We start from the raw sequence: 23,455 nt of genomic DNA, 5'->3' as shown, positions 1-23,455 counted from the left end.
TCTTTAGAAGTGGTGCTTGCACTCTTGATCTGGGCTTTTTGTTTGCTGTATCTTTTTGCAAGAGGAAAAAGGCTACTCGTCCCCGTTGTCAAAATGGCTGTCCTTTAAGACTTCCCGCAACAGCTCCATATCTTCTTTTGAGTTGGGATTTATCCTCTTTACAACCTGATAAGGTGTACCGTACTTGTGTCCGTCTGTGCTTTCCCCGAACATATCCATGCTGTATAAATCATCATAACGGTCTAATACTTTCTGAAATTTCAAGTGCTGGATAAATGTTTTGATAGGGTAAAGGTCGGACGCTTGTATGTCCTCTCCCTTGATATAGTCTGTGATGTATTTCCGCAACTGCTCCAACTCATACTCTAGCCATTCTTCTTCACTGTCAAAGAAGTTATCATAGTGTCCGTGTTTCAGTTCTGCATTTAGGCGTTCTTCCGTCCGTAAAAACTTGCATACCTCTTTTTCCGCCTGTTGGACAAACTTCCATTCTCCCGACAACAATTCATTCGGTGTTACTTCCAGTACGTCCATTATCTTTTCCAGCGTGTCAAAGGTGGGATAGTTTACCCCTCGTTCAATCTTAGAAAGGCTCTGCATATTGATACCGATGGCGTCCGCAAGCTCCTGCTGTTTCATTTTCCTGTGTTTTCTTATGGTCTGTATGTTCTCCCCTAAAAAATTTATTTTCTTTGTGTCATGCTCCATAACTTCTTATATCTTTTCCTTTCCCGGCTTTTTCGTTCCTTTATAAGCCTATCATACTTATTATAGCCGAAAAAGTCAAGAAAAAGTTCTTGACAAGTAATTCTAACGGCGTTATTATCATGGAGGATATAGTGATTAAGCACAATGAGGTCAATCACACGCTTGAGTAGGCATAGAAAAGAGTTATTTTCGCTTTGATAGCATGAATAGGCATGGACTATCAGACTGAAAATCGGGTTTCTGACTGGGCTGTTCCGTTTAGCCACGAGCCTTACAAGGCTCGTGAGCGTTAAGAACGGGGCAGACACAGGAAGAAAGGGAACGCCTTTAGGCGTTCGTAAAGGGCGTATATGTAACACCGCCCTGCGCATACATGTCATAGTACCTAGAAACTGTGATAAATAAAGGAAAAAACACGATTTTTACCCCGCAAAAAAACGGGAAGTACGAAAGGAGTAATGCACTATAACTACACACAAAAATTTATCCGTTAAGATTGATTACATCAGCATTGTATTTGAAACCGCAACCGCAGAAGATGTCATCATGCACATTTTAGGTTTACCGACTGACATTTTCAATGTCTATCCGGCAAGCGTTAAATTCAAGACTTATCAAGCACGCTGGCAGATTGGAGATATTTATGTATCAGGGGACGCAAGAAAGACAGAGGACAACCCACAAGGGCTAGGCTGTTATCTTGTTATGACTGGCAGAGGGTGTGATGATATTTTCCGTATTCTCGACAGTAGGAATTATACCTTTGGGGATATGTTCAAACATTGTGAGCGAAGATACGGACTGGATAATTTCCATTTCACAAGGCTTGATATTGCCATTGATGATAAGAACGAAAAGCCATTCTTTACCATAGAGCAGATAAAGAAGAAATGCGAAAAAGAGGAATTTATCTCGAATAGTGAGGGCTACCACTTTGATGAAAGCAAGTTTGATGATTTCGACACCGCAAAGACTGTTTATATCGGTGCTGGTAAATCGGGATTGTCTTACCGCTTTTATGACAAGGATAAGGAAGTATGTTCAAAACATAATAAGACACTTAATGAAGTCGGCAGTTGGAAACGGACAGAAATGCAACTGCGTGATGATAAGGCTCATGTCTTTGCCATGACATTCAAAGACAGACCGCTGGAACTTGGGAAACTGGCTTTCGGGTTATTGGCAAACAACCTACGCTTTGTTGTGCCAAACAGAAACGAAAGTAATAAAAGCAGATGGAAAACGTGTCGGTTTTGGGAACGCTTTTTAGGGGCTGTGGAAGTCTTGAAACTGCAAGTACCAAAACAGCAAAATTCCCTTGAGGAAACACAGCAATGGCTCACAGAGGGTGGCGTGATTTCTGCTGTCAAAAGTTTTTATTTCTTGGAAGAACATGACGCATTAGGTGGACTGGAACGGGTGGGAACTATGCTTGATAAGGCAAGATACAGCACTTCCCTTTCCAGTAAACTGACCGCCCATTTACAGAGGATAAACCGCACCGACCTTATCCCCTATATCCAGTATGACACGAAACATGGGAAAGGGGGTATCTGATGAATAACAACGATATTCCCGTATGGGAAAAATACACCCTTACCATTGAAGAAGCGTCAAAATATTTCCGTATCGGAGAAAACAAGCTAAGACGCTTGGCAGAGGAAAACAAGGACGCTGGCTGGCTCATTATGAATGGCAACCGCATACAGATTAAACGCCGACAGTTTGAAAAGGTCATTGATAAATTGGACGCAATCTAATGCAAATGAGCCTTGTATGTGTTATGATGAACACAAGTCATATCAAGGCTCTTTCCAACAAGGAAAGGAGCAGACACCATGAAAGAAAAAAGACGGGATAGCAAAGGACGTATCCTGCATACTGGAGAGAGCCAACGAACAGACGGGAAATACTTATATAAATATGTGGACGCATTTGGAAACACAAAATATGTGTATGCCTGGAGATTGACACCCACAGACCCGACACCAAAGGGAAAACGGGAAAAACCCTCACTTCGAGAACTGGAACAGCAGATAAGACGGGATATTGAGGACGGTATCGACAGCACAGGCAAGAAAATGACGCTTTGCCAACTTTACGCCAAACAGAACGCACAGAGGGCAAACGTGAAGAAAAGCACACAGAAACAACGGGAACAACTCATGCGGTTATTAAAAGAGGACAAGTTAGGTGCTAGGAGCATTGACACAATCAAGCTCTCTGACGCTAAGGAATGGGCGTTACGCATGAAAGACAAAGGCTTTTCCTACAATACCATTAACAATTATAAACGCTCATTAAAAGCGTCATTCTATATCGCTATACAAGACGATTGTGTAAGGAAAAATCCCTTTGATTTCAAGTTGAGTGAAGTCCTAGAAAATGATACCAAAGAGAAAGTCGCATTGACAGAAGAACAGGAACAAGTCCTACTGTCATTCATCAAGACGGACAATGTGTATCACAAGTATTATGATGATGTGCTGATACTGTTAAAGACTGGACTTCGTATCTCGGAACTGTGCGGACTGACAATCATGGACGTTGATTTTATCCATGAGGTTGTAGTTATCGACCACCAGTTACTAAAGAGCAAGGAACAAGGCTATTATATTGAAACGCCTAAGACAAAAAGCGGAACAAGGCAAGTGCCATTAAGCAAAGAAACGATACAAGCATTTCAACGAGTGATGAAGAAACGCCCAAAGGCAGAACCATTTGTGATAGACGGACGGGGCAACTTCCTATTTGTCAATCAGAAAGGCAAGCCGAAAGTTGCCATTGATTACAACGCCTTATTTGTCCGTATGGTAAAGAAATACAACAAGCACCATAAGGATAACCCCTTGCCACATATCACACCACATACGCTACGCCATACGTTCTGCACAAGACTGGCAAGCAAGAACATGAACCCGAAAGATTTACAGTATATCATGGGACATTCAAATATCAGTATCACAATGAACTGGTACGCTCATGCGTCCATAGATACCGCAAAATCAGAGGTTCAGCGTCTAATCGCATAAGAAGTATTTACCACGATTTTAACCACGTTTGATAGCGAAAATATAAGAAGATAGACCTAGATATGTGAGGTTTACCACAAAAGCAAAATGCCCGTAGAGCCTATAAAATAAGGCTTTGCGGACATTTAAGAAGATATAAAAAGATAGTCAAAAAGACATATATAATTTATTCTAATTATTATAGAATTACAACGTTGTCAGGATAACTACGAAGAAATGCTCACATTATTGCTCCGTCATCTTCTGATCATATTCCAACGTGAGCTTACCAGAGAGCAAGTTTTAAAAAATGAATATCTCGACCACGAGATGGATACCGCCATGACATATTTTAACGAAAATTATAACCGTGATATCAATATAGAAGAGTATGCGACATCCAAGGGGATGAGCGTCAGTTGGTTCATACGAAGCTTCAAGAAGTTCACGGGTTCTACTCCTATGCAGTTTATTGTTGCGCTCCGTGTCAACAACGCACAGGTCTTGCTTGAGACAACCAACTATTCCATCAATGAAATATCTAAGATTGTAGGCTACGATAACCAGCTCTATTTCAGCCGATTATTTCATAAGCTGAAGGGATTTTCTCCGAGGGAATATCGGAAAACCAGAAAGTCGGAAATATAAAACTAAAGCCCATCTATAATAGGAATAACTACTATTATGGAGCTGTTGGTTCTGTAGGCATGATAAGTTTCTTATTTTTCTCATTATGTATGGGACTTTCCTCCGGCATAGGCGTAATCGTTTCTAACTGTTTTGGTGCAAAAAAGAAGAAGAAGTGAAAACTGCGATTGCTAACTCCATATATGTGATGAGTGGAGGGTGCAGACATTTTCTTGGACTATATAAGTGACCAATCCAAGTCTATGTCTGTACTCTATAGGACTCAAATATCCTAATGATTTTTTACATTTTCTCCATCCGATAAAATGCGCCTTTTTTCTCTAGCAATTCTTCGTAAGAGCCACATTCCAGAACATTTCCTTTTTCAATCACAGCAATCCGGTCAGCATTGCGAATGGTAGACAGACGGTGGGCTACGATCAGTGTGGTACGTCCTTTCACAAGTTTCTGGATTGAATCCTGAATCTTCTTTTCAGAGATGCTGTCAAGCGCAGAAGTTGCCTCATCCAGAATCAGGATCTTCGGATTCCGTAAAAATGCACGGGCAATGGAGATGCGCTGCCGTTGTCCGCCGGAAAGATTTTCCCCATGTTCTGTGATCATCGTGTCCAGACCATCAGGCAGTTTCTGGACAACTTCTTCCAGGTTGGCTGCACGTATGACATTCCATAACTGTTCCTCGGAGATAGATTCAGATCCATAGGTGATATTCTCGCGGAGAGTTCCGGTGAAGAGAATGGACTGTTGTGGAACGACGGCAATCTGCTTTCGGTAGCTGTGCAGATCCAGTTCCATCAGGTCATTTCCATCAACCAATACCTGTCCGCTGTCAGCTTTCAGGAAACCGATGGCAAGATTGAGGATTGTTGTTTTTCCAGAGCCGGAACCACCGGCAAAGGCAACTGTTTCCCCCGGCTGAATCTTGAAGTTCAGATGACTTAATACCGGTTTTTCATTGCCTTTATAAGTAAAAGATACATCCTGAAATGTAATCTCACCTTTCAGATCAACTACTTTTTTCTTCCTACAGTTGTCCTCAATATCATTTGCACAAAGCACATCACCAATCGATTCAACGGATTCCAGGCCTTTCGCAATGATTGGTAGCAAAGTCACAATACTTGCAATCTGAGCGACGATGCTGGAAAAATAAGTCTGGTATAAGGTGATATCTCCGACACCGATGATTCCTTTCCATGCAATGTAGGCTGTAAATGCAAGACAGAATACCTGAAAGATCTGAAATGCAACCCAGCTGATTGAAGAAAAGTATGTCTGAATCATATCAAGCTGAAGCCCTTTTTCAGCAACTTTACGAAGCTGTTCACTCATTTTACGGGCTTCCTGATCTTCCAGAGCGTGAGCTTTAGTTACAGGAATCATTTCAACCATTTCCATTACTTTTGCAGAAGTTTCTTCCATTTCTTTACGGAAAGCACGGTTATGGTTTTTGATTTTTCCTTTAAAACCAACAATGATCAAAACAGAAACTGGTATCGTGCAGAGGAAGAAAAGAAATACGATCCGACTTTTGAAGATGACCACTCCGAAGGATACACCAATGTTCAGAATGATAGTCAAAAGAGAGATAAAAATCTGAGATGCAAGATTTTGTATCTGTTCTACATCTCGCATGATCTTCGACTGAAGCCTTCCGGACTGCATTTCCTTGTGATAGGTAATCGACAATTGCTGAAGCTTGCAGACTAGGGCTTCTCGCAGTTCTTTCTCTACTGTTCGTACCGTTTTAGCATAGAGCCAGGTATGGATGTAGTTGGTTGGTATGTTCTGTACCAGAAATGCAATCATAAGGATGGTATTCAGAATCAGAATTTTGGTAATATTCCCGTTGTGGTCTGTCACTGCATTGATAATATTAGCTGTGACGATTGGAAGAACCCAGGTTGGGGAATGCTTGATAATGAAAAAGAAAATGGAACCAACCAGCGCGCCATAGTGTCCCTTGAAAAGAGAAAGAAGCGTGCGCAGGTTATTTTTTCTGTTCCGGCTGAAGATGTGCATCATGGCAGCTTCTTCCTGCCAGAGATCCTGTTCTGAAGTTTGTTGTATGTTATTTTCTTGTGTCTCTCCCATAGTAGTCTTTAATAACCTCCTGTATCGGTTTGTTGCAGATTTCGTAGCTGGTATCTCTTGATGCAATACTTCTGGACGGAAGAACCGGAGCCCATTCCCACATGGCAAAACCATTGACCCATGAGCGCTTTGCACAGGCCTCAAACATAGCACGATACCAGTCTGGCTGTTCCTCCAGACGTAAATCTCCCTGAATTGCCCAGTTGTTAGGCACCAGTGAGGATCCTTTTCTGGACATGCATCCTGCTTCGGCGAAGAAGAATGGTTTCTTGAATTTCTGAACGACTTTTTCAATACGGTCAAGTTCCTGTTCCCACTGATCAATCGGATAATATCCGCTGGAAGAAATCATGTCGACACAGTCCCACCAGGTTACATTTTCTTCCTGATATTTATCGGTATTATAGGAAACAGGTCCGTGGTAATAGTTTCGGATCGCAGCGATTACGTTTCTCCATTCTTCACTGCGGTGTTCCGTCATTACCATCTCACATCCTGCAATAAAAAGATCACATTGTTCGGCTTCTGCAATTTTGGCATAGTGTGTCTGGAATTCTGTGTAAGAGGCAAACCAGTTTTCCCATTTCGGTTCACATGGAACATCTTTTTCAAAGAAACTGATGTAAGCACGCCAGACACCATTTTTACAATTAACGGTAGGTTTCAAGGCAACACGGATGCGCTTGCTTTTTGCATAGCGGATCATATTGATTAATTCTTCATCTGAGAATGTGGCACTGGAAGTGTAACAGATCTCTTCTGAGTGTGCGTGGTCCTGTAGCCCTACAGGAGCAAGGATTACGAAATCAGCAGCAGTGTGTTCTATCATATAATCAAAACTGTCACGGGCAGTCTGTGTAGAAAGAGAACCACGTTTGTGAAATGGGGCAAATGTAATTCCTTTAATATATCCAAGTTGATTTTGAATTTTCATTTTGGTAAAAACCTCCTGTCTTTCGAATTATATAGTTCTATTTTCTGCTGGAAGTATATCATGTAGAAAAAAGATATGATATAATGAATCTATTACAAAATTGTAAAAATCTATGATGGAGATAATCTGTGAAACCTTATTTTGAATGTTTAGACAAATTAAACAAACCATATGAAGCCTTTTTATTTGATGCACAGACATCTGAGATGTTCCCAATTCTTCCACATTGGCATTATTTTGTGGAGATTCTTTACATGGTGGAGGGAAAGGCGTATGTAGAGGCAGGAGAAGAGAATTATGTATTGGAACCGGGAGATCTGATCGTATTTTATCCACAGATGGCTCATGCAATTTATTCAACAGGACAGCTTCCAATCCGTTACTATGTCCTGAAATTCGATCCTGCACATCTGAATATATCCGGTTCGGCACTTCCATCGATTTCGAGTCTGATCGCCATGGCCGCAGTGGAGCAGAAGCTATCGGTTTATTTTTCGAAAGAGAAATTTAATCAGGAAAAAATGAAGCAGCTGATTCAGGGATCAGTGAAGACGTTAGAAGAAAAGCAATTTGGTTATGACATTATTATGCATTCGAATTATTGTCTTCTTATGGCAGAAATTCTTCGTGTCTGGAAGCAGGAAGGCTTTCAGATAAAAAAAAGGAAAAAGGAAACTGTATTAAGCGAAAAATTTACAGAGGTATCTGAGTACATTTCACAGCACTACCAGGAAGATCTCTCGGTGGCGGAGCTGGCAGAAAAATTTCATATGAGTTATTCGTATTTTGCCGCAATATTCAAGGAGTACTATGGACAGACCTGCAAGGAGATGATTCTCACGGTAAGACTGCAAAAAGCGGAGGACTTATTGCAATTCACAGATTTTGACCTAACTTATATCAGCCAGGAGACTGGATTTTGTGACTGCAGCCATTTTATCAAGGCGTTTAAACAGAAGTATGGAGTGACACCGAGGAAGTATAGGATGAAGGAGAAAAGTTTTGATTTTGTATCACGGAAGTAAAGAAATTGCAGAGGGATTATTACCTTCGTTTGCACCAAGATATACCTTAATATTCATATTTTTCCTCTTTTCAAAAATGGGCAATTCCAATTGGAATTGCCCATTCATCGTACTAATCATACAATTTTTTCTTACTTACACCGATTTCTGCATCAAATGATGTAATTTTGATGTAAATCGCTGTTTTTCATTTTTATCAAATGAAGTATGTCCCGTCTATTTGGTAAAACGGTACATCTTTACATCACGTCGACTGACGTCTCCGTGTGTTTTTCGCCTTATGTCGGTGTTCGCAAGCGCACACCGCCGCAAGGCTCAGTTTTCTCATCTTAATAGAGCTTCGCACCTGCAGGAATATGGTTGTCAACCATCAGAAGGTGAAGCTTCTCCTCGCCCTCTTCCTCATGGATAGCTGAAAGAAGCATACCGCATGAATCGATTCCCATCATCTTTCTAGGTGGAAGGTTTGTTATTGCAATAAGTGTCTTGCCGACTAACTCCTCTGGCTCATAGAATGCATGGATTCCTGAGAGGATGGTTCTGTCTGTGCCTGTGCCGTCATCCAGTGTGAACTGAAGGAGCTTCTTGCTCTTTGGCACTGCTGAACATTCCTTAACCTTTACCGCTCTGAAGTCTGATCTTGAAAATGTCTCGAAATCAACCTCATCAGCAAAAAGTGGCTCTATATCTACCTTGGAGAAATCGATCTTCTCGTTTGGTGTGAAGAATCCGTTGTTGTCACCGGCTGTCTCAGATACTGAATCAGAATCTGAACCACCCTCACTCTTCATAGTCGGGAACAGAAGAACATCTCTGATCGCCTGTGAATCTGTAAGGAGCATAACCAGTCTGTCTATACCATAACCGATACCGCCTGTTGGAGGCATACCGATCTCAAGCGCATTGAGGAAATCCTCATCTGTGTGCTCAGCCTCATCATCTCCGGCTGCGGCATTCGCATCCTGAGCGGCAAATCTCTCACGCTGATCGATAGGATCGTTCAGCTCTGAGTATGCGTTACACATCTCCCATGTGTTGATGAAGAGCTCGAAACGCTCAACCTTTGTAGGGTCTGAAGGCTTCTTCTTCGTAAGTGGTGAGATCTCGATTGGATGATCCATGATGAATGTAGGCTGGATCAGCTTCTCCTCACAGAACTCCTCGAAGAACAGGTTCACGATGTCGCCCTTCTTGTGGCGCTCCTCGTACTCTACGTGATGCTCGTCAGCGATCTTCTTCGCCTCAGCGTCATCAGCAACCTGGTCAAAATCAACACCTGTATATTTCTTGATAGCGTCAACCATAGTCAGACGCTCAAATGGCTTGCCAAAGTCGATCTCGATTCCGTTGTATGAGATCTTGGTGCTTCCACATACCTTCTCTGCGAGGTAACGGAACATGGACTCTGTGAGCTCCATCATACCATAGTAATCTGTGTATGCCTGGTACAGCTCCATCAGAGTGAACTCAGGGTTGTGACGTGTGTCAACACCCTCGTTACGGAATACTCGTCCGATCTCGTATACTCTCTCAAGACCGCCGACGATAAGTCTCTTCAGGTAGAGCTCAAGTGATATACGGAGCTTTACATCCTCATTGAGTGCATTGTAATGTGTCTCAAATGGTCTGGCTGCGGCACCACCGGCATTGCTGACCAGCATAGGTGTCTCAACCTCCATGAAGTCACGTCCTGCCAGGAAGTTACGGATCTCCTTTAATATCTGTGATCTCTTGATAAATACTTCCTTGCTGTCCTGGTTCATGATGAGATCCACATATCTCTGACGATATCTCATATCTGTATCTGTCAGTCCGTGGAACTTCTCAGGAAGGATCTGGAGTGACTTAGAGAGAAGTGTGATCTCCTCTGCATGTATGGATATCTCACCAGTCTTTGTTCTGAATGCATATCCCTTAACTCCATATATATCACCGATATCTGACTTCTTGAAGTCAGCGTATGACTCCTCACCGATCTGATCTCTTGCAACATACACCTGAATGTTGCCCTTAAGATCCTGAATGTTACAGAAAGAAGCCTTACCCATGACACGCTTGAACATCATACGTCCTGCGATGCTCACATTGATAGGTGAAGCATCCATGATGGCTCTTCTCTCATTGTAATCGTTGTTTAAAACTTCTCTCTTCTCTGCCTCTTCAAGGTCCTCAACTGAAGGTGTCTGTCTACCAGCCAGAAGCTCTACCTCATGTGCTGTGTACATCTCCTTCACATCTGCACTGTGCTGCTGCACATCATACTTTGTTATGACAAATGGATCCTTGCCTGCCGCCTGAAGGTCTGCCAGCTTCTCGCGGCGCACCATCTGCAGCTTATTAAGATCCTGATCTTTTCCCTTGTTATTCTGCTCTGCCATCTTCTCTTACAGCTCCTGTCTCTTAATATCAAGTACCCTGTACTTAAACTCTCCGTCTGGTGCCTCCACCAGAACCTCTTCGCCAACCTTTGCACCCTTGAGTGCCATTCCAACAGGTGACTCATCTGAGATCTTGTTGTTCATGATATCCGCCTGTGATGAACCAACGATATCGTACTCGATCTTCTCATCGAACTCGTAGTCATATACAACTACCTTACATCCGATACCTACAACTCCTGTATCGACCTCATCTTCGTCGACTACTTCTATATTCTTGAGCATGGCCTCGAGCTGCTCGATTCTTGCCTCGATGTCTCTCTGCTCGTCCTTGGCTGCATCGTACTCTGCATTCTCTGACAGATCTCCCTGTTCTCTGGCCTCTTTGATCTTAGCTGCGATCTCTCTACGTTTATTAACCTTCAGATTCTGAAGCTCTTCCTCTATCTTCTTGAGACCTGAATAAGTAACCACATTCTTCTTCTCTGCCATTGCCGCACATACCTCCTAAATATCATAAATTATTGACTCCACAGCTCAGCATTTCCGCATACTATGGTATAAAAAAATGCGGAAGATGGGACTTGAACCCACACGGTATTGCTACCACAGGCACCTGAAGCCTGCGCGTCTGCCAATTCCGCCACTTCCGCATGTTCACAACGAACGTTAATATAATATACTGTTTGCATTGGTATGTCAACCACTTTTTTTGCATTTCCGCAAGCATTTTCCCATAAAAAAGGGAAACCATATATACCACATTTCCATGCATGTATATATGTTTTCCCGCAAATATATCTACTGCTTGTTATTACCTAACATATGCCATTACTTTTTGCTCTTGGCACTGGCGGTCTTGGAGTATGCTGACTGAGCAGCACATCCACCGTCGTTAACTGCCACTGCAGCGACCTTGTAATAGTATGTCTTGCCCTTTGCAGCCTTCTTGTCTGTAAAGCTGCATGATGATGTTGTACCGATCTTAGTGTACTTACCATTCTTCTTGGTTGCGCGATATACTACGTAGTTCTTCGCTCCTGTAACGCTACTCCACTTTACTGTGATCTTCTTGGCTCCGGTGTTAGATGCACCTGACATCTTTGGTGTACCTACAGCATGTGTATACACTGCCTTATACTGCTTTGCAGCTTCATAGTCAATGCTGCAGTTAACCCCGCTGACAATTGTCGATGGCTGTATAAAATATGTATACTCAAGCTTGGTCGTGAGCTTGCGGTCACTGAAGTTTGTTGACGTTGTCTGTCCCAGCCACTGGGTTGTGCCGAGAACAGGGTTCATTCTGTATACTGTGTAAGAATCTGCACCAGGCACCGCTGACCATGTAACTCTGACCTCGGATGTGGACTTTCTCACAGCCTTTACATTCTTAGCAAGAGGGATATAGTTGACGCTGACGGATGTCATCTCGCCCTGCTTCTTACCCTTGTATGGCACTACGTATGCAGAGTAATACTTAATACCCTTACTGCTGCTTCCTGTATTCTTGAACTTGTATGTATTTCTGGCTGCAGATTTGATCACTGCAACCTGCTCAAGCTTATTTGTGTAGTTATTTCTCGCAAATATCTTGTAGCCTGAAGCTCCCCAGACTCTGTTCCACTTGAGATTGGTGTATATCGTCAGGTTTTTCTTGTCTTTGCTTGCAGATACCGTGGATGAGACAGCCTCGAGCTCTCTCACGCTCTCTGTGTATCCGGTCTGGAGCCATTTGTATGTCACGTTCTCACAAATGACCTTTCCGCCTGAAACACTCTGGCTCTTAAGCTTGAATGAATACTCAGCGCCAGATGCAAGTCCCTTGATGGTGCATGATGTTCCCTTTGTCGCAACAGCTCTCTTATATCTGTCTCCCGATATATCGGATCTCATATACCAGACTTCATACATATTTGCTCCGGCTGCCTTATCCCATGTGAGCTTTACTGAGCTCTTTGTGTTCTGAACCGCTGTGAGCTCTGTGGTACCCATGAGTATCTTTACGCCGCGGACCTCACTTGCAGTTCCCTTTGAAACCGCTCTGGTAGAGGCATCATAATACTTTGGAACTATCTTGTAGTAGTATGTCCTTCCAGCCTTAACTGTTGTATCTGTATACTCCGGTGTGTATATCGTCTTTATCTTCTTAAAGCCCTTTGTCTTTGAAGTTGAACGGTACAGATCGAACTGGTTAGCAGCGCCGTAATCGCTTACCGTTATATCAGCACCCTTTGCGCCTCTATCGACTGAAAGCTCCGCTGTTCCAAGCCTGCAGTCCACCTTTGCAACGGCTGATGTCTCTACAACCCTGGATGTCTTATTGTATGAGTCAGTTCCGGTTACTATCTTCGCCATATAGTAATAGGTATTTCCTACTTTTACATTATCATCATAATACCTCACTTCAGAAGCTCCATACATGTAACCGACGCCTGACAAAATCTTCGTAAAGCCTCCTGATGGCTTTGTGGATCTGTACACCTCATACCAGATATCATTCTGTACGTAGCTGTCAAATGGGAACGACACAGATACTCCACCTAATTCTCTATATCCGGTATCTCCCGTAGAATATGATACGTATTCTGAAGGCTTCCTGCTGCGGCTGAACTTAGGTGCTTCAAAATATATCTTTCCCGACTCCTGCGACACCGTCTGTCCATTGTCATCACTGACTACCAGCTTAAACTGATATGTCGCACCAGCAACTCCTCTGAATTCCGTATCCACATGCCAGCTTCCGTCATAGTCACTGTCTGTCCACGAGTCATACCATGCTCCATTTACATAGAGAACAGCCTCTGTTCCATATCCCAAAGCGCTTATATGTACAGAACCGCTGCTTACGGTATCCTGACCTCCTACACTAAAATATGTTATGGATGCTTCTTCAGCAAACGCCACCTCAGCCTGAGCGGACTGTACATCTGCACTGCCGTCTGCTGCCATTGCTGGCAATGCCTCACCAAACACCATGGTTGAAGCAAGCGCCACGCATAAAGCTTTCTTTATCAATCTATTCTTCATAGTTTACCCCTTTTCATCTATTTGCGGATCTTTATTCCCTTTGCATGTGATGCAACTGACTTGACTGTCTTTCCTCCATCATTAACTGTTGAAGCCACAACCTTGTAGTAATAGGTCGTTCCCTTCTTGAGCTTCTTGTTCATGTATGAAAGCTTTGTAGCTCCAGTCTTGCCGACCAGCTTGTATGTTCCATTCTTGCTGGTTGAACGATATACATAGTATCTGGTTGCATTTGTAACCTTCTTCCATGTTACAGTCGCTGTACCCTTGGAACCGTTTACAACCTTTGTTATGGCCGGTGATGCAAGCTTATGTGTATAGTCACTGCTATACAAATCATATCCGCTGCTGAATCCAAAGTCTGTGCCTACAACAACAGAGTATGTATACTTCATTCCGTCTGTCACGTTCACATCCGTGAAGTTAGTTGCCTTTGTCGATCCTATGTACTGGCGTACACCGAGCTCTGTAGTTCTGTATACATAGTATTCCTTTGCCCCGCTTACAGCAGACCATGTTATCTTGGTCGATGTTGTGCTCTTCTTTACAGCCTTAACACGCTTTGCACTTGGCATCTCTGAATTCCACAGAGTGTTATCCTCGCCTCTTGCCTTTCCCTTATATGGTCTCACATATATCTGAGAGTATTTGCGCTCCTTGCCCTTGGCACTTGTGTTTGTAAATGTATATGATGTCTTTTTTCCCGATTTTATCTTCTTGATGGTCTCTATCTTGCCTGTACTGCTGTTGAGGCCCGATATAACATATCCTGATGCGCCCCAGTCTCTGTACCATGTGAGAGAATATCTTACAGACAGGACATCCTTCTTGCCGTTCAGTGATGAAGATACAGCTCCCGCAGTCAGATCCTGTACTCTCTTGGTGTAACCCATGGTCCTCTCAGATGTATCTGTCGTCTCATATCTCACGGCAGCTCCTGATTTCTTGACTGTCCTTATCATCACCTTGTATGTTCCGTTCGGATCAAGCTTTGTAAGGGTGCATGAGTTTTTCTTGGTGACCACCATACGCTTGTATGCATCACCGGTTATATCGGTTCTCTTTGCCCATACCTCGTATGACACGTCTGCGGTATTGTCCGCAGCCCATGTACACTTCAGTGATCTGTTGCCTGTCTGTATAAGGCTAGGTGCACCTGCTGCATTCATGATAAACTTTACGCCGACAACACCAGATGTCTTTCCTGTTGTTATCTTTCGTGTCTGTGAGTCGTAATACTTTGGCACTACCTTGTAGTAGTATACCGTTCCACTCTTGACCGCTGTGTCCGTGAAATCAGCAGAATATATAGTCTTTATCTTTCTGTAGCCCTTGCTCTTGTTTGTTGAGCGGTACACATCGTACTGATTTGCAAAATTGCTGGTCATCCACAGGAATACTCCCGGCTTACTTATCTTTTCTGATACATTCATGCTTGAAGCATAGAGCTGATCCACCTCTGGAATGCCCACCTTTACTGAAGCTGTCTTACTTGTAGCTATGACCTTGCTCGTCTTCACATACTGATCTGAACCGCTCACGATCCTGAATCTGTAATAATATGTAGTTCCGGTCTTCGCAGTGCTGTCAAGATATGCAAGTCTTGACGTGTAAGATTCACTTCCCGTTGCAATCGTGGTAAATGGCCCACCTGACTTGGTCGCTCTCTGAACCTCATACTTGATTTCATCTGAATGCCTGCTATCAAGATATACGCTGACAGACACATAGCCTGGTTTTGCATAGCCAGTGCTTCCAACTGTATATCCTACACTAACACTAGGATCACCATCAAAGCTCACCTTGTCAGTTTTGACCGGTGAAACCTTCTGTACAGTCACCTCTCCATTTGAATCGTAGGCTCTGACCTCTGCGTTGTAGGTGGAATCAAGCAGCGCCGGGATCTCACAGTTAATACTAAAGGACTGCTGGTCCTCTCCGTTGTACTGTTCCCCGCACTTTACTCCATTGACCCAGACCTCAACTCTGTAAGCCCGGCCGCTTGCATTGATCGTTATGGTCTTTGAGTTCTTATAAGCTCCCGCATACCATATGCTGACATTGGCTGCCGCCACATCAGCCTGTTCCTCCGCCGCCACTGTGGCAGCAGTTCTTCCGTCTGCCGCATTTTCCACACTGGCTGCCATAGCCGTGCCCGCCTCACCGAGCATCATGGCTGAAGCCAGAGCAATGCACAGACATTTTCTCGCAATGTTCTTTCTCATAATATCCCCTTTCCTTTTCTATCTTTAAAATAAAGACATGTTCTCTTTTATTTTAAATTCCCGGAGCCCCTTAGTCAATGTGGATAAACCACAGATTCATTTGTCTATAGACGACAATAGAGACCGGGCATAAAACCTCGGTCTCTATCAGCTTATCCATATTCAAATATATCGCGTGCAGCTTACTCCTCTGTGGCTGCCTCAGATGCATCTGTTGCAGTTGCCTCCACCTGAACTGATCTGTTCATGAGATAGTCAAGCACGTTCTCCTCTGTGGCATAGAACATCAGGTCTGACTCTGAGTAATACTTGTCCACGTCTGAGTCATTCTTCAGATTGTTCTTGTCCATAACCTTCTGTCTGTACGCCTTTATGTCTGCGTTATCGGCGATGAGGTCATTGTCCATTGCTATGCATGACACAACGATCTTCTCCTTCATGACGTTCTCAACTGTGGTGTGAAGGTACTCAAGGAATGATGCCTCGTCCTCATATCCATAGAAATACTTCATATATGCCTCGAAGTCGATTCCGTAGTTGTCTGCGGCACTTCTCACATTTGACACCATGGACTGAACGTAGGAAGCTACCTCATCCTCAGGATACTTGTCAAATGTAACCTTCTCCTCAACAGCCTTGAGAACAGAAGTTCTGTCTGTCTCGTCCGCGGAATCGTCCTTGTCCTTCTGAACATCTTCCTTCAGATGTGCTGTGTAGTCATCGGTTGTTGTGTACTCACCATCAGTAGCCTTCTTGACCAGTGCGTCTGTGTACTCAGGCACCGTGGTAACTGATATATAATTGATCGTAACCTTGTACTCTGCTGTAAGTCCGGCAACTGTTGTGTCGCTGTAATCATCAGGATATGTCACTGTGATCGTCTTGACATCACCCGGCTTGCTTCCTATGAGCTGATCGTCACTGCCATCACCAAGAGTGTTATTTCCCATGGTCAGTGTGTAATCTGTCTTGCTGTCCTTCTCTGTTCCTGAGACAGTCTCAACATAGTCCACATTGATCTTGTCGCCATCTGCCACTGTGCTGGTCTTATCCTCTGTAGTCTCAGAATTGTCACTGCAAAAACTGCTTATCGCACTGTTTACATCGTCCTCGGACACCTCTCTCGATGCCGGAACATATTCGATATCAGTGTATGCCGCCTTGTCTATGGTCGCACACTTTGAAAACTTCTTAAACTGGCTCTTTGTGTCATTGCTGCCACAGCCTGTCATCAGGCCTGCGCACATGACTGCCACCATTCCTGCTGCAAATATCTTCTTTACTCTCATATCTTTCTCCGTACCCCTTTACTTACTCTTCAGCCTGCTCTGCGTCAGCCGCCTCTGTTGACTCTGTGGTCTCTGCAGCCTCAGTTGTTGCTCCAGTTGTCGCCTTTGCATTGTCCATAAGGAAGTTCATGACCTTCTCTGCCAGAGCGTTGTACTTTATCTCAACGTCTGTAAGATTCTGTCTGAGCGTAGACTCATCAACACTGTTCTTCGTTGCATAATCAGCTATATACTTATCAGCCTCGTCATCTGTGACACTGATATTCTCCTTCTTGGCAATGGCACATACGACCATTCTCTCCTTCTGTGATTCCTCACAAACCTGCTGTACATACTGTTCAAATGCAGCGCTGTCATCATATCCATAGTAATAGTAGATATATGTGTCATACTCTATTCCGTTTGTCTCTGCCTGAGTCTTTATGGATGTTATGATCTTGTCAGCATTCGCCTGAACATCATCTGCTGATATGTTCTCTATTGTACTGTTGTTTATAACGGCAACCATGACCTCATTCTGAGCACTTGCAAGAGCTGAATCCTCCTTGTCCTGCTTGAGCTGCTCACGTACAGATGCCTCATACTCAGCAGTTGTCTTATATGAAGTATTGTTTGCAACCAGCTCATCATTGTATGTAGCCGGTTTATCTATCTTTATATAGTTAAGTGTCGTCTCGAACTTGGCCGCCTTGCCATTTAACTCATCCTTGCCATAATTCTCAGGAAAGGTTACATTCACGGTAAATGTCTCTCCCGGCTTATGTCCAACTATCTGATCCTCAAAGTTATCTATGAATGAACCAGAACCAAGGACGAGATCATATCCGCTGCCATTGGTATTGCCTCCATCGAACTCCTCACCATCTACAGTTCCGACAAAGTCAATATTTACTGTATCTCCGTTCTTCGCCTCGCTGGTTGTGTCCTTATCAAATGTAGCAAGTCCGTTCACAAATGAATCAACCTTGGCCTGAACCTCATCATCCGTGACATCAGTGCCCTTCTCCTCATACTCCATGCCCTTGTATTCACCGAGTGTGACATCTGCCGCATACTGATCCACCATATCCTCTATAGAAGCAAATTCTTCTGATGAATTGTCAGCACTCTCTGTAGCATCAGAAGATGTTGCCTTACTCGCTGTATTATCCAGCTTTCCACTCGTACCATTACTGTCGCCACAGCCTGTCATAAATGACATGGACAGAGCGAGCGCAAGAACAACTGCACATCCCTTATTAAATTTTCGCATAATCATACCTCTTTTACTTTTTATTAGAAGTGTAACCATCTTCATGATAAACTTCAACGAGTAAACTTATACCATATTTTCCTGTAAAAATAAAGCAATTTGGAATAATTCATAGAATTCTCACAAATGATTTCACATTCCTATAACAGGCAGTTTTACATCTTTTTTTGTGATGTATTTTATCTGTCCCACATTAATCAAAGGCAAATCCACAATATGTTGTGTCCACATATTTTTTATTTTTCTATATTTTGTATTTTTTGCAAATCTCCTGTAGACAAACAAAATGGGGAATGATATAATCGACCATGTTGAGACATCAGTGTGAGATTTGCGACGAGGCACCTTATTTGTCGCTAATTTTTTTGCGGCTTTTTCAGTCGGCATACCATATATTGATGTCTCCTGTATGGTAGTATACAATATTTAGGGGGCGTACTTTTTTTAACGCCCATTCACATCACACACAGGGAGAATGGGAAATGCAAGTTATCAAGAGAGACGGTCGTGCTGTTACTTACGACCGAAGCAAGATCATATTGGCTATCCAGAAGGCTAACTCGGAGGTTGAGCCTTGTGAGAAGATCTCTGACGAGAAGATCGAGGAGATCGTCGGAAGCATCGAAGCCAAGAACAGAAAGAGAATGCTCGTTGAAGATATCCAGGATATCATCGAGCAGGGGCTTATGGCCGACGGCAAGTTTGTCCTTGCCAAGACCTACATTATATACAGATACAGCCGCGAGCTCATCAGAAAGGCAAATACGACTGATGATTCTATCCTCAGTCTTATCCAGAACAGGAATAAGGATGTCATGGAGGAGAATTCCAACAAGAATGCCACCGTCGCATCCACACAGCGTGATCTTATCGCAGGAGAGGTATCGAAGGATCTTACCAAGAGAATGCTCCTCCCTGAGAAGATCTCCAAGGCTCATGAGGAGGGCGCCATCCACTTCCACGACGCAGATTATTTCCTCCAGCCTATATTCAACTGCTGCCTTATCAACATTGGGGATATGCTTGACAACGGCACAGTCATGAACGGCAAGCTCATAGAGAGCCCGAAGAGCTTCCAGGTGGCATGTACCATCGTGACTCAGATCATCGCATCTGTCGCATCCAGCCAGTACGGCGGCCAGTCAGTCGATGTCCGTCACCTTGGAAAGTACCTCAGAAAGAGCTACAACAAATATAAAAAGAGATACACCGAAGAGTTCGGCGACAAGATAGACCCTGACACACTTGAGAAGCTCATCACAGAGAGACTCAAGGACGAGCTGAAGTCAGGAGTCCAGACTATCCAGTATCAGATAAATACTCTGATGACCACCAACGGCCAGTCTCCATTTGTCACTCTCTTCCTCAACCTCAGAGAGGACGACGAATACATCAAGGAGAACGCCATGATCATCGAGGAGATCCTCAGACAGAGACTTGAGGGAATCAAGAACGAGGCAGGCGTGTATGTTACACCTGCATTCCCTAAGCTCATATATGTCCTTGACGAGCACAACTGCCTCAAGGGCGGTGAGTACGACTATATCACAGAGCTCGCCATCAAGTGTTCTGCCAAGAGAATGTACCCTGATTACATATCAGCCAAGAAGATGCGTGAGAACTACGAGGGAAATGTATTCTCATGCATGGGATGCCGTTCATTCCTCTCCCCATGGAAGGATGAGAACGGAGAATATAAATGGGAAGGCCGTTTCAACCAGGGAGTTGTCAGTCTTAATCTTCCACAGATAGCTATACTTGCAAAGGGAGACGATGACAAGTTCTGGAGTCTTCTGGATGAGAGACTGCAGCTCTGCTACGACGCACTCATGTGCCGCCACAGAGCCCTCGAGGGTGTAACCTCTGACGTCAGCCCAGTCCACTGGCAGTACGGTGCCATCGCCAGACTTAAGAAGGGCGAGGTCATCGATCCACTGCTCCACAACGGTTACTCAACCATATCACTGGGATACATCGGTGTATATGAGACCACCAAGCTCATGCGTGGTGTGAGCCACACAGATCCTGTGGGCGAGGAATTTGCACTGAAGCTTATGCACAAGCTCCGCGCAGCCTGCGACAAATGGAAGGCAGATACGGGACTTGGCTTCGGACTCTACGGAACTCCGGCCGAGAGCCTTTGCTACAGATTTGCACGTATCGACAAAGAGCGTTTCGGAACCATAAAGGATGTCACAGACAAGGGCTACTACACCAACTCTTACCACGTTGATGTCCGTGAGAAGATCGATGCATTCAGCAAGTTCAGATTTGAAAGCCAGTTCCAGACCATATCATCAGGTGGTGCCATCTCATATGTTGAGATACCAAACATGCGCAACAACCTGGATGCTCTGGCAGAGGTCGTAAGATATATATACGACAACATACAGTATGCTGAGTTCAACACCAAGTCTGACTACTGTCATGTATGTGGATACGATGGTGAGATCCTCATCAACGATGACGGCGAATGGGAATGTCCGCAGTGTGGCAACAAGGATCACAACAAGATGAATGTTACCAGAAGAACCTGCGGTTATCTGGGCGAGAACTTCTGGAACGTGGGCAAGACCAAAGAGATAAAGGCAAGAGTGCTTCATCTATAGTCTTTTATAGAAAAACACTTGATATATTCAGGCAACTGATATAAAATAACAGTATGCATTAATAATTTCAATTGTATGGTCTGCATGTCGTAGAGGGCAACGCAGGCCATACTTTTGTTTTAAGATAAATTTAGAAGGGATCACATTATGAATTACGCAGATATCAAACTATTTGATGTTGCAAACGGAACCGGCGTCAGAGTGTCTGTATTTGTATCCGGCTGCACACACCACTGCAAGAACTGTTTCAACGCTGACACATGGGATTTCGGCTACGGCAAGCCGTTCACGGATGTGGAGATCAACCACATAATAGATAGTTGCAAGGAGGACTATATAGCAGGTCTCTCCCTGCTCGGCGGAGAACCTATGGAATATGTGAACCAGCAGGGGCTTCTTCCTCTGGCAAGAAAGTTCAAAGAGACCTACCCTGACAAGACCATCTGGTGCTACACCGGTTATACATTTGAAACCGATCTCTTAGACCGCATGTGTAATGAATGGGAGTATACAAAAGAACTTCTCTCCTACATTGACGTCCTTGTGGACGGAGAATTCATAGACGAACAGAAGGATCTGTCACTGAGATTCAAGGGCTCAAGGAACCAGCGTATCATAGATGTACCAAAGTCCTTGAAGACAGGCACCACAGTCCTGTGGGATGAAAGCGGAAAGTATTTTAAATAAAAGAAAAGCGGTCTGGCACACCATTAAAATGATGATGCCCGGCCGCTTTTTTGTTACTTTCCTGTTGAACCGAATCCGCCGGCTCCTCTGACTGTATCGCTGAGCTCGTCCACCTGATGGAATGCTCCAACGATATAAGGAGCGATCACAAGCTGTGCTATTCTCTCCTCAGGCTCAACCGTCTGTGCCTGGGTTCCGTGATTGTGGAGTGCAACCATGATTTCCCCTCTGTAATCCGCATCCACAACTCCAACCTTATTGGCCGGTGCAAGCCCCTTCTTGGATGCCAGACCGCTTCTCGCATACACAAGTCCTGCAAATCCCTCAGGTATCTCCATGGCTATACCCGTGTGAACCATCACCGTCTGTCCCGGCTCTATAGTAATCGCCTCATCAAGACACGCATACAGATCCGCCCCCGCTGCGTACTCTGAACCGTATGTCGGTATGACTGCCTTTTCATCCAGCTTCTTAATATTGACATCGTATACTGTTGCCATCTTTCTTCTCCTCTTATTCGTCAAATTTTATCTTGTTGTACACATCCATATCCACACTCTTACTGTATGAATATCCGCTGTCCAGCTCATCTATCCAGTCCTTCATAAGGTTGTCATAGTATTCCGCATCAGCGGCATCCGTGAGCTTCTTCTTGTTCTCGGCCGTGGCCTTCTCATCCGTAATGCTTATCATCTGGAATATATGGTAACCATACTCAGTCTCCACCACCGTGGATATCTCGCCATCCGACATGCTGTACAGTATGTCCAGCGTATCCTGGCCATAGGTGCTTAATATATCATCCCTGCTCATCGTATGTGTTCCCGCATACTTAAGCTCCTTTGCGCTTCCAAGGAATGATATATCCATATCTGTGCCATCCGAGGCTTCCACTATGGATTCATATGCCGCATCCGCCTTTTTCTTCTGCTCATCTATCTTGTCCTGTGAGTACAGGGTGATATTTCCATAATCGTCCTCCGAGTAGCACTCAAAGAACATGTCATAAAATGTACTCATCCTGGCCTGCTCATCGGATATCTCCGTGGAGCTCTGCTTCATCACATAATCATATATCTTGTCTGCCAGTGCGCTCTCACGCAAAACTCTCTTCACCGTATCGAGTTCAAGTCCAACCTCTGCGATCTGGGCATCAGTCAATTTGTCATAGAACTCTTGCGCCGCCGTATCCTGATCCTTCTGCTCGCTTGCAGTCAGGCTTATGCCGTACTCCCCGGATTTGGTTATAAGTGTCTTGGTCTTTATGAGCTTTGATATCGCCTGACGCCTTGCTGCATCCACGGCATCCATCTCCAGACCATCATCAGTCACTATGCTCTGTTTCCACACGTCACTGCCATACTTTGATTCGTACTCCTCCTTCACAGTCTGGGCATAAATATACACCTCGTCTATCTCTATGTTCTGCCCGTTGTATCTGAGAACTACCTCCTTGCCAGTCTCCTCAGCGGCATCACTGCCACATCCAGTCACGGCAAATGCACATATGAGCGCCAGCAGCACACACAACCATCTCTTCAACTGAACCGCACCTCCTTATCTTTGTA

Annotated in this window: 19 protein-coding genes, 1 tRNA gene and 1 pseudogene; 8 read left to right on the top strand and 13 right to left on the bottom strand. The window is 44.1% G+C overall.

Annotated elements, in window-relative coordinates:
* Nucleotides 1-72: 72 nt before the first annotated feature.
* A complete protein-coding gene (locus ABUA31_RS08640) occupies nt 73-639 on the bottom strand; it encodes a helix-turn-helix domain-containing protein (protein WP_412659886.1) in 567 nt (188 codons plus the stop codon).
* 564 nt (nt 640-1,203) lie between these two features.
* Between ABUA31_RS08640 and ABUA31_RS08635 the strand changes: the two genes are divergently transcribed.
* The 5 genes and pseudogenes from ABUA31_RS08635 to ABUA31_RS08615 all read left to right on the top strand — a co-directional run bounded on the left by ABUA31_RS08635 (nt 1,204) and on the right by ABUA31_RS08615 (nt 4,525).
* Nucleotides 1,204-2,265 (top strand): replication initiation factor domain-containing protein, encoded by a 1,062-nt coding sequence (locus tag ABUA31_RS08635; RefSeq protein WP_256756141.1) that lies wholly within the window; start codon nt 1,204-1,206, stop codon nt 2,263-2,265.
* On the top strand, nt 2,265-2,468 hold the full coding sequence (locus tag ABUA31_RS08630) for an excisionase (protein ID WP_002610247.1): 204 nt from the start codon (nt 2,265-2,267) through the stop codon (nt 2,466-2,468). Before ABUA31_RS08635 ends, ABUA31_RS08630 begins: the two co-directional genes overlap by 1 nt.
* A gap of 78 nt (nt 2,469-2,546) precedes the next feature.
* On the top strand, nt 2,547-3,740 hold the full coding sequence (locus tag ABUA31_RS08625) for a site-specific integrase (protein ID WP_070421219.1): 1,194 nt from the start codon (nt 2,547-2,549) through the stop codon (nt 3,738-3,740).
* 165 nt (nt 3,741-3,905) lie between these two features.
* Nucleotides 3,906-4,367, top strand: a pseudogene (locus ABUA31_RS08620) (helix-turn-helix domain-containing protein); the annotation flags it as partial.
* A 59-nt stretch (nt 4,368-4,426) separates the two neighbouring features.
* Nucleotides 4,427-4,525, top strand: coding sequence for a hypothetical protein (locus ABUA31_RS08615; RefSeq protein ID WP_208895981.1), 99 nt, complete (start codon nt 4,427-4,429; stop codon nt 4,523-4,525).
* 124 nt (nt 4,526-4,649) lie between these two features.
* Here ABUA31_RS08615 and ABUA31_RS08610 read toward each other — a convergent pair whose 3' ends face one another.
* Nucleotides 4,650-6,461, bottom strand: coding sequence for an ABC transporter ATP-binding protein (locus ABUA31_RS08610; RefSeq protein WP_055273148.1), 1,812 nt, complete (start codon nt 6,459-6,461; stop codon nt 4,650-4,652).
* Nucleotides 6,439-7,395 carry a glycoside hydrolase family 113 gene (locus ABUA31_RS08605; protein ID WP_161172069.1) on the bottom strand — a complete coding sequence of 319 codons (957 nt, stop codon included), beginning with the start codon at nt 7,393-7,395 and terminating at the stop codon, nt 6,439-6,441. The genes ABUA31_RS08610 and ABUA31_RS08605 overlap by 23 nt, the downstream gene beginning before the upstream one ends.
* Before the next feature lie 128 nt (nt 7,396-7,523).
* Here ABUA31_RS08605 and ABUA31_RS08600 point away from each other — a divergent pair, with 128 nt between their 5' ends.
* Nucleotides 7,524-8,420 carry an AraC family transcriptional regulator gene (locus ABUA31_RS08600; RefSeq protein ID WP_055223067.1) on the top strand — a complete coding sequence of 299 codons (897 nt, stop codon included), beginning with the start codon at nt 7,524-7,526 and terminating at the stop codon, nt 8,418-8,420.
* A gap of 329 nt (nt 8,421-8,749) precedes the next feature.
* On the opposite strand, the gene lysS is transcribed toward ABUA31_RS08600, so the two are convergent.
* The 8 genes from lysS to ABUA31_RS08560 form a co-directional block, all read right to left on the bottom strand.
* On the bottom strand, nt 8,750-10,798 hold the full coding sequence (gene lysS / locus ABUA31_RS08595) for a lysine--tRNA ligase (protein ID WP_161172070.1): 2,049 nt from the start codon (nt 10,796-10,798) through the stop codon (nt 8,750-8,752).
* Nucleotides 10,799-10,804: 6 nt separating this feature from the next.
* The gene (greA, locus tag ABUA31_RS08590) at nt 10,805-11,290 is read right to left on the bottom strand and encodes a transcription elongation factor GreA (RefSeq protein ID WP_015533707.1); all 486 of its coding nucleotides are present in this window, start codon (nt 11,288-11,290) and stop codon (nt 10,805-10,807) included.
* Nucleotides 11,291-11,367: 77 nt separating this feature from the next.
* A tRNA-Leu gene (locus tag ABUA31_RS08585) sits at nt 11,368-11,451 on the bottom strand.
* A 178-nt stretch (nt 11,452-11,629) separates the two neighbouring features.
* Nucleotides 11,630-13,825: a fibronectin type III domain-containing protein gene (locus ABUA31_RS08580; protein ID WP_349818780.1), complete on the bottom strand. Its 2,196-nt coding sequence runs from the start codon at nt 13,823-13,825 to the stop codon at nt 11,630-11,632.
* Nucleotides 13,826-13,842: 17 nt separating this feature from the next.
* A complete protein-coding gene (locus tag ABUA31_RS08575; protein ID WP_349818781.1) occupies nt 13,843-16,050 on the bottom strand; it encodes a fibronectin type III domain-containing protein in 2,208 nt (735 codons plus the stop codon).
* Nucleotides 16,051-16,232: 182 nt separating this feature from the next.
* Nucleotides 16,233-17,339 carry an FKBP-type peptidyl-prolyl cis-trans isomerase gene (locus tag ABUA31_RS08570; protein WP_349818782.1) on the bottom strand — a complete coding sequence of 369 codons (1,107 nt, stop codon included), beginning with the start codon at nt 17,337-17,339 and terminating at the stop codon, nt 16,233-16,235.
* A 22-nt stretch (nt 17,340-17,361) separates the two neighbouring features.
* Nucleotides 17,362-18,591: a trigger factor gene (gene tig / locus ABUA31_RS08565; RefSeq protein ID WP_015533703.1), complete on the bottom strand. Its 1,230-nt coding sequence runs from the start codon at nt 18,589-18,591 to the stop codon at nt 17,362-17,364.
* 132 nt (nt 18,592-18,723) lie between these two features.
* On the bottom strand, nt 18,724-18,978 hold the full coding sequence (locus ABUA31_RS08560) for a hypothetical protein (RefSeq protein ID WP_173795951.1): 255 nt from the start codon (nt 18,976-18,978) through the stop codon (nt 18,724-18,726).
* 95 nt (nt 18,979-19,073) lie between these two features.
* Between ABUA31_RS08560 and nrdD the strand changes: the two genes are divergently transcribed.
* Nucleotides 19,074-21,200: an anaerobic ribonucleoside-triphosphate reductase gene (nrdD, locus tag ABUA31_RS08555; RefSeq protein WP_015533701.1), complete on the top strand. Its 2,127-nt coding sequence runs from the start codon at nt 19,074-19,076 to the stop codon at nt 21,198-21,200.
* 147 nt (nt 21,201-21,347) lie between these two features.
* Nucleotides 21,348-21,887 (top strand): anaerobic ribonucleoside-triphosphate reductase activating protein, encoded by a 540-nt coding sequence (nrdG, locus tag ABUA31_RS08550; RefSeq protein WP_022217277.1) that lies wholly within the window; start codon nt 21,348-21,350, stop codon nt 21,885-21,887.
* 53 nt (nt 21,888-21,940) lie between these two features.
* Here the strand turns inward: nrdG and dut are convergent, their stop codons facing one another.
* Both dut and ABUA31_RS08540 read right to left on the bottom strand, forming a co-directional pair.
* Nucleotides 21,941-22,387 carry a dUTP diphosphatase gene (gene dut / locus ABUA31_RS08545; protein ID WP_022217276.1) on the bottom strand — a complete coding sequence of 149 codons (447 nt, stop codon included), beginning with the start codon at nt 22,385-22,387 and terminating at the stop codon, nt 21,941-21,943.
* A gap of 13 nt (nt 22,388-22,400) precedes the next feature.
* Entirely contained in the window at nt 22,401-23,429 is a 1,029-nt protein-coding gene (locus ABUA31_RS08540; protein ID WP_349818783.1) for a SurA N-terminal domain-containing protein, read from the bottom strand.
* Nucleotides 23,430-23,455 lie beyond the last annotated feature (26 nt).

The sequence above is a fragment of the Coprococcus sp. RTP31081st1_H1_RTP31081_211007 genome, from assembly GCF_040227275.1.
Taxonomy (GTDB): Bacteria; Bacillota; Clostridia; order Lachnospirales; family Lachnospiraceae; genus Coprococcus; species Coprococcus aceti.
The sequence above is the reverse complement of the archived record's forward strand: the minus strand, read 5'-3'. Positions and strand labels throughout refer to the sequence as shown.

Coding starts and splice junctions, on each gene's coding strand:
- ABUA31_RS08640 (WP_412659886.1), bottom strand. CDS start 639: ATGAAACAGCAGGAGCTTGCGGACGCCATCGGTATCAATATGCAGAGC.
- ABUA31_RS08630 (WP_002610247.1), top strand. CDS start 2,265: ATGAATAACAACGATATTCCCGTATGGGAAAAATACACCCTTACCATT.
- ABUA31_RS08625 (WP_070421219.1), top strand. CDS start 2,547: ATGAAAGAAAAAAGACGGGATAGCAAAGGACGTATCCTGCATACTGGA.
- ABUA31_RS08615 (WP_208895981.1), top strand. CDS start 4,427: ATGATAAGTTTCTTATTTTTCTCATTATGTATGGGACTTTCCTCCGGC.
- ABUA31_RS08610 (WP_055273148.1), bottom strand. CDS start 6,461: ATGGGAGAGACACAAGAAAATAACATACAACAAACTTCAGAACAGGAT.
- ABUA31_RS08605 (WP_161172069.1), bottom strand. CDS start 7,395: ATGAAAATTCAAAATCAACTTGGATATATTAAAGGAATTACATTTGCC.
- lysS (WP_161172070.1), bottom strand. CDS start 10,798: ATGGCAGAGCAGAATAACAAGGGAAAAGATCAGGATCTTAATAAGCTG.
- greA (WP_015533707.1), bottom strand. CDS start 11,290: ATGGCAGAGAAGAAGAATGTGGTTACTTATTCAGGTCTCAAGAAGATA.
- ABUA31_RS08580 (WP_349818780.1), bottom strand. CDS start 13,825: ATGAAGAATAGATTGATAAAGAAAGCTTTATGCGTGGCGCTTGCTTCA.
- ABUA31_RS08575 (WP_349818781.1), bottom strand. CDS start 16,050: ATGAGAAAGAACATTGCGAGAAAATGTCTGTGCATTGCTCTGGCTTCA.
- ABUA31_RS08570 (WP_349818782.1), bottom strand. CDS start 17,339: ATGAGAGTAAAGAAGATATTTGCAGCAGGAATGGTGGCAGTCATGTGC.
- tig (WP_015533703.1), bottom strand. CDS start 18,591: ATGCGAAAATTTAATAAGGGATGTGCAGTTGTTCTTGCGCTCGCTCTG.
- ABUA31_RS08560 (WP_173795951.1), bottom strand. CDS start 18,978: ATGCCGACTGAAAAAGCCGCAAAAAAATTAGCGACAAATAAGGTGCCT.
- nrdD (WP_015533701.1), top strand. CDS start 19,074: ATGCAAGTTATCAAGAGAGACGGTCGTGCTGTTACTTACGACCGAAGC.
- nrdG (WP_022217277.1), top strand. CDS start 21,348: ATGAATTACGCAGATATCAAACTATTTGATGTTGCAAACGGAACCGGC.
- dut (WP_022217276.1), bottom strand. CDS start 22,387: ATGGCAACAGTATACGATGTCAATATTAAGAAGCTGGATGAAAAGGCA.